Origin of the sequence: Vibrio sp. 1159 (assembly GCF_033340395.1) — a bacterium.
In the GTDB taxonomy this organism is placed as follows: domain Bacteria; phylum Pseudomonadota; class Gammaproteobacteria; order Enterobacterales; family Vibrionaceae; genus Vibrio; species Vibrio alginolyticus.
In genome coordinates this window covers 81,782-87,781 of record NZ_JAWOWL010000024.1, presented here as the reverse complement: position 1 = coordinate 87,781, position 6,000 = coordinate 81,782, and the positions used below count along the sequence as shown (strand labels likewise).

Genomic DNA, 6,000 nt, shown 5'->3' with positions numbered 1-6,000 from the left:
GCTACGACGATTGATGGGCGTAGCCGCTCAGATCGTAGTTTCTTGATTTAGTTCCATCGAATTACGCAACAAAGCCCAGGAGAGCGGTTACTACAGCAACTACTCCCAGATAAACAGATTTCTTCGGCGGGTATTGCCGTAGAAAAAAGTCGCCTAACCGGAAAGCCAGCAGATGAAACCGCCAGACTTGTCGCGTCAGAACGTGGTATCTACCTGCTAGACCACAAAGCGCAGCAGCTAACCGCTAAGTTGTGCGCAAAACAAGACCTAATATTGGTGATGGAACAAGGTCATATCGATGCTTTGACGGAGCTGGTACCAGAGGCTAGAGGTAAAGCAATGTTATTTGGTCACTGGATAGGTTCCGTGGATATTCCAGATCCATACAGACAGAGTAGAGAAGCCTTTGAGCATGCATTATCTCTGATTGAAAATGCTGCTCATGCATGGGCAAAAAAAATATAAATTCAGATCACTTGGCGAAATAAAAAATAATGGCTAACCAAACAATACAACCATCTGCTCTTGCTGATGATGAGATCGACCTAGGCAAGCTCTTCGGCATATTGATAGACGCGAAATGGTTTATCATCAGTATTACACTCTTTTTTGCAACATTAGGTATCGCGGTCGCGTTGCTATCAACTCCGATTTACAAAGCCGACTCGTTAATACAAATCGAAAAGAAAAGTTCAGGTGGTATTTCGGCGATGGTCGGTGACATGGGAGAACTCTTTTCTGCCGAATCATCTGCAACTACAGAAATTGAAATAATTAAATCGAGAATGATTCTTGGCGATACCGTTGATAAGTTTAACTTAACAACCATTGCCACTCCTGATTACTTACCTTTTGTTGGTAAAGGTCTAGCACGAATCAACGGTACTCAAAACTACATTTCTTTGACCACGTTTGAAGTACCTCGAACGGCTAAAGGGTTATCTCATCAACTGATTGCTACAGACATCGAGAAAGGTCAATTCAGCTTGATGCTTGAAGACCAAATGGTACTTTCTGGTTCAGTTGGTCAACTAATTGAGATGAATGGCTATCGTGTAAAAGTGAACCAGCTCAATGCTCAAAATGAAGATACTTTTACAATAAGTAAAATAAGCAAGTTAGATGCTATCAACAAGTTAGCCTCACAACTTTCTATTTCAGAGAGAGGTAGCCAAACAGGTATTGTATCTCTAAGTATTGAAGGTGAATACCCAGACCACAATCAGCTTGTTTTAAATGACGTTGTTCAAAACTATTTTTTGCAGAATGTTAGAAGAAACTCAGCTGAAGCTGAGCAGAGCCTCAACTTCCTTAAAGGTCATTTACCCGAGATTAAGGACAAGCTAACTATTTCAGAAGATACATTGAACAGTTTTAGACAAGAAAACGAATCTATCGATTTAAATCTCGAAGCACAATCGACTCTAAAAGTGATGGTGGCACTTGAAGCCCAACTTAATGAGCTAACATTTAAAGAAAGTGAAATCAGTCAAAAATTCACCCAAGACCACCCAGCTTATAAATCGCTGTTAGACAAACGTCAGACATTACTGCAAGAGAAAGAGCGTCTTAACAAACAAGTTCAAAAACTACCAAAAACACAGCGCGAAGTCTTGCGTATGACTCGTGATGTCGAAGTAAACCAGCAAATCTACATCCAACTTTTGAATAAAGTTCAAGAGCTAAATATCATAAAAGCTGGCACCGTGGGTAATGTGCGTATTATTGACAATGCACAATCTTACGCCGTTCCTATTAAACCGAAAAAACCTTTGATTGTGGTTTTGGCTACTCTTCTAGGAGGCATGGTAGCTGTCGCATTTGTTCTGGTAAAAACCGCGTTTCATCGTGGAGTGACTTCTCCTGATGAAATTGAGCAAACTGGAATATCTGTATATGCAAGTGTTCCAAAATCAGCACAACAATTGGAAGTTGCGAACAAGCTAAAACGTAAAAACAACAAAGACTTACTTCTTTTAGCAAATGCCAATCCAGCAGATCTATCAATTGAAGCACTACGTGGACTTCGAACCAGCTTACACTTCGCAATGTTGGAAGCCAAAAACAATGTCTTAATGATTTCAGGCCCAGCGCCTTCCATAGGTAAGACGTTTGTATCAACTAACTTTGCTGCAGTTGCGGCTAAAACGGGTCAAAAAGTCCTTTTGGTGGATGCTGACATGCGAAAAGGTTATTTACAGCAATGTTTTGGCCTCACAGCAGAGCAAGGGTTATCTGACTTACTAAGTGGAAAAATTGATCGAGCAACCGCAATCAAGCCAAGTCAAGTTGAAAACTTGGATGTGGTTACTCGTGGTCAAGTACCACCAAATCCATCAGAGCTTTTGATGCATCCACGATTTGTTGAATTTGTAGAACAAGTATCAAAAGAATACGATCTAATCATCATCGATACACCGCCTGTACTCGCAGTTACCGACCCAAGCATTGTTGGCGCGCTTGCAGGAACAACTCTGATGGTCGCTCGTTTTGATCAAACGACTTTGAAGGAGATTGAAGTCGCGCAAGGTCGCTTCGAGCAATCAGGCGTTGAAGTTAAAGGTGTGATTCTCAATGCAGTTGAGAAAAAGGCATCTAACTCATACGGCTATGGATACGGCTACTATAACTACGCGTACAAAAGCGAATCATAAGTTGAATTTAGATCGCTAATTAAACCAAATATGACAAAGCCCTGCTAGAAACAGCAGGGCTTTTTCTATTGCACTCTTAGTTGCTTGTACGTAATCAAACTAAGCAAGACAAAGAATATTGGGTCACTCCAACCAAAACCGACAAATACTCCGATAATGCCGGCATAGGTAGTAATCACTGCCCCGAAGCCATTAGTAATCAATAATGCTTTAAACAGCTGTTTCGCAGTATGCCCTGATTCCACATTACGTAACATCAAACTCACCGCTGCGATTCCACCTAAAAAGATCGAAGTATGCTGCGATAAAAACAGCGCGTACTGGTCGTTAATTTGTACTCCATACATCGGCCACATTATGGTTGGTACAAAAAACAACGCAAAAGCGAATACCGTATATACGACACCATGAACGGTTAGAAAAGTGCGGTTGGTCATCATCTCCTTATCCTCTAATAGGCCCTTGATTGAGCGTCGTTAACGGCACATTGATATCGAAAATTTGACCTCGTACTTCGACTACGCCCATTTTTCGTAAGCGTGCGGCATGCATTTCGAGATAAGCTTGCGCCGTGGCTTCATCTTCAAAAAGATAGATACCACCACCGAGTTTGTCTTTTTCGCTTTCCGTCCAGATTTTCCAAATTATGCCCGGCTCTTGGTTAATCGACTTAGCTAAGTCGACCAGAGCATTCGACATCTCGTCACCAAACGGACCATGAAATTCAAAATCAACTTGCAATAATTTCGCCATCTTGAGTCTCCTCTTCTTATTGACTCGTTTTCGATGACAAGATTATTACCTTTATAAAACTGACAGAAAAGTTCATAATTTCGCCATTAACTGTCTAAAAAATTGACTCATGAGACTAAAAACGACCTTAGAACAATGGCAAACGCTACAAGCGATTAATCAAGAAGGCAGCATTCAATCCGCAGCTTTACTGCTCAACAAGAGCCATACTACATTGATCTACTCGGTGAGGAAGTTAGAAGACCAACTTGGTATTCAACTTATCGAAGTACGAGGGCGCAAAGCGGGTTTGACAGAGCACGGCAAAACCATACTGCGTCGTGCACAATCCATGCTTGAACAAGCGCGGGAACTAGAAGTCATCAGCGAGCAGTTAAAAAGTGGGGTGGAATCTCAAATCACGGTCGCAGTAGATCATCTTTGTGACCCTTGTTGGCTTTATGCACCACTCAGTCAATTTTTGGAGGACAACAACACGACCTCCGTTCAAGTGGTTGAAACGTCACTGAGCAAAACAACCGAAATGGTCGTAAATGAGCTCGCTGACATCGCAATCATCAACTTACCGATAACCAACTACCCTGCCGAAGCATTTGGCGTAACAACCATGCTGCCTGTAATCGCAGCACACCATCCACTCGCTAAAAAGCCGCATGTTTCCATCGACGATTTTGCAACCACCAGCCAAATTGTCATCCGTGACTTAGGTGATTCAGACAAAACGAAAAGAGATGTGGGTTGGTTACGCGCACGTCAGCGTATTACCGTCGATAACTTCGACCACGCTTTTCACGCCGTAGAGCAAGGCGTTGGGTTTTGTCGGCTACCAGCGCACTTAGTCTCAGCCCGAAAGAGCGATAAAATTAAAGTATTGGAGCTCGAACACTCCCATCAATATCAAGTTGCGCTGCACCTCACTTTGCCCAAAGGAGCCAAAAGTGGTCCTGCGACTCAAGCGCTTTATCGTATTTTACTCAAAAGTGTAGAAACTCGAGTCTAGCAACAGTGGTATTGAGTTGAATCGCTAGTGTTATCGCCTATTGATTCTCCCTAAACATAGAGAAACGGCCATTTTGTGACGCTACACTCTCACAAAAGGTTGCACGAAGGATAGCGACCACCTACTATCACTCTGCTCATGCCTAAAGCACCCAATACTCGCGGAAAGAACTCGGTTCACGGCAATATCCTCACCTGCTTGGTTTAGCAGGCACAATCTGTTTTTACCTTCTTTTTAGCTTCTATTTAGGCGAGTGTGGAAGAAATAAGAAAGGTGAAATATGAACTCTACAAATAGCTTCTCGATCAATATCAATCAGCAAAAATCCATTGCTAAAAAAAGGCTCAAAGCTATCCGCCTATACGATGACGCCACGTTGGAGTTAGTTAAGCGATTTCACTCCAAACCAGAATCTTTGGCTCCCAATACAATTCAATTGGCTGACGTTCAACATGCACTCGCAAGAGAACTGGGCTTATCCAGTTGGAGTAAACTAAAAGCTCATGTCGAAGAGCTAGAAGCGCACAAACTAGCCATCAAAGAACAAAAACCGCCCCTAGATGCAAAAGTAAAAACGCTACACGTTCGTTGTGGCCACGACATTCAACAACAACTTAAAGCCAGCGGATTTGAAGGGACATTTTTAGCCCTGATCGATCCGCTTTGTATTGGCCCCATACCAGCAACACCGCAGAACTTCCTTGCCATTCGTGCCCAATATGTCGTAGAGACTCTGCTGCCCGTGATGAAGCGTGAAGACTCGGTTCAAGATATAGTCACATTGGAACAATCAAACCTCGATCTGTTGCAAAGTGATGTATTTGAACGAATCGTCTTTTGGGTCGAACATGACAGTTATGATCAATTGATGCTAATTCGTGCTCTAACACAGTTAGAGAATGTAGAGAATAAAGTGATAGAGATCATTGAGTTGAACCAGTTCCCGGGCACTGAACGATTCATCGGCTTTGGGCAGTTGCCTGAAGAAGCTATTCGTTCTTGTTGGCGATACCGTAAACCTGTGACAGCAAAATTATTCAGTCAGGCTAAACGGTGTTGGCACGCTATTACATCACCGACACCTATTTCCATAGTTAATTTGATTCAGCAGCATAACCTGGATTGCTTGCCCAATATATTCAACGTGCTTAAACGCCATTTGCAAGAGTTACCTAATTCACAAACTGGATTGAGCTTGACACAACACCTCGCACTAAAGGTTTTGAGCTCGCAAAATCGTTCAATTCCCATCAAAGATTGGTTTGAGCAATATCAACAACTAGAACCTCTTCCTTACCTAGGAGACGTGATGTTTTACGCGTTACTCCTCCCTCTAGCACAGTGTCAAACACCTTTGATCACGATTGAGTCACGTGAAAGGCACTGGTGGGAACAAAGCGTCCGTATCACTGAGGCTGGCAAGCAGTGTTTGGAAGGCTTAATACGAGCGAAACAATGCTATTGGGTTGGAGGGATTAAAAATACCAGTCAAAGTTATTGGAGCTGGGATCACCTCCAACTAACTACACTTGCCAACCATCATTGAGTTGACAAATATGAAAGCATAAAGGGTTCGTTGGCTCTGATGAACAC

General features: G+C 42.7%; 6 protein-coding genes. 4 read left to right on the top strand and 2 right to left on the bottom strand.

All coding sequences use genetic code 11. The features are described 5' to 3' along the window. Nucleotides 1-60: 60 nt before the first annotated feature. Nucleotides 61-465 carry a low molecular weight protein-tyrosine-phosphatase gene (locus tag R7127_RS17860; protein ID WP_318142135.1) on the top strand — a complete coding sequence of 135 codons (405 nt, stop codon included), beginning with the start codon at nucleotides 61-63 and terminating at the stop codon, nucleotides 463-465. A 29-nt stretch (nucleotides 466-494) separates the two neighbouring features. Next, complete coding sequence (locus tag R7127_RS17855; RefSeq protein WP_064376872.1) at nucleotides 495-2,654, top strand: polysaccharide biosynthesis tyrosine autokinase; 2,160 nt, start codon at nucleotides 495-497, stop codon at nucleotides 2,652-2,654. 65 nt (nucleotides 2,655-2,719) lie between these two features. On the opposite strand, the gene R7127_RS17850 is transcribed toward R7127_RS17855, so the two are convergent. Together R7127_RS17850 and R7127_RS17845 are read right to left on the bottom strand one after the other, a co-directional pair. Beyond that, the gene (locus R7127_RS17850; RefSeq protein WP_064376873.1) at nucleotides 2,720-3,091 is read right to left on the bottom strand and encodes a hypothetical protein; all 372 of its coding nucleotides are present in this window, start codon (nucleotides 3,089-3,091) and stop codon (nucleotides 2,720-2,722) included. Between the two features lie 7 nt (nucleotides 3,092-3,098). Further along, the gene (locus R7127_RS17845; RefSeq protein WP_064376874.1) at nucleotides 3,099-3,407 is read right to left on the bottom strand and encodes a monooxygenase; all 309 of its coding nucleotides are present in this window, start codon (nucleotides 3,405-3,407) and stop codon (nucleotides 3,099-3,101) included. Between the two features lie 109 nt (nucleotides 3,408-3,516). On the opposite strand from R7127_RS17845, the gene R7127_RS17840 reads away from it, so the two are divergent. Then, nucleotides 3,517-4,407 carry a LysR family transcriptional regulator gene (locus R7127_RS17840; protein ID WP_033906667.1) on the top strand — a complete coding sequence of 297 codons (891 nt, stop codon included), beginning with the start codon at nucleotides 3,517-3,519 and terminating at the stop codon, nucleotides 4,405-4,407. Nucleotides 4,408-4,687: 280 nt separating this feature from the next. Then, entirely contained in the window at nucleotides 4,688-5,953 is a 1,266-nt protein-coding gene (locus R7127_RS17835; protein ID WP_005374868.1) for a DUF1835 domain-containing protein, read from the top strand. The last annotated feature ends 47 nt before the right edge of the window (nucleotides 5,954-6,000 follow it).

What these genes read in the sequence shown, in the direction of transcription:
- R7127_RS17855 (WP_064376872.1), top strand. Translation starts at nt 495, where the DNA reads ATGGCTAACCAAACAATACAACCATCTGCTCTTGCTGATGATGAGATC.
- R7127_RS17845 (WP_064376874.1), bottom strand. Translation starts at nt 3,407, where the DNA reads ATGGCGAAATTATTGCAAGTTGATTTTGAATTTCATGGTCCGTTTGGT.
- R7127_RS17840 (WP_033906667.1), top strand. Translation starts at nt 3,517, where the DNA reads ATGAGACTAAAAACGACCTTAGAACAATGGCAAACGCTACAAGCGATT.
- R7127_RS17850 (WP_064376873.1), bottom strand. Translation starts at nt 3,091, where the DNA reads ATGACCAACCGCACTTTTCTAACCGTTCATGGTGTCGTATATACGGTA.
- R7127_RS17835 (WP_005374868.1), top strand. Translation starts at nt 4,688, where the DNA reads ATGAACTCTACAAATAGCTTCTCGATCAATATCAATCAGCAAAAATCC.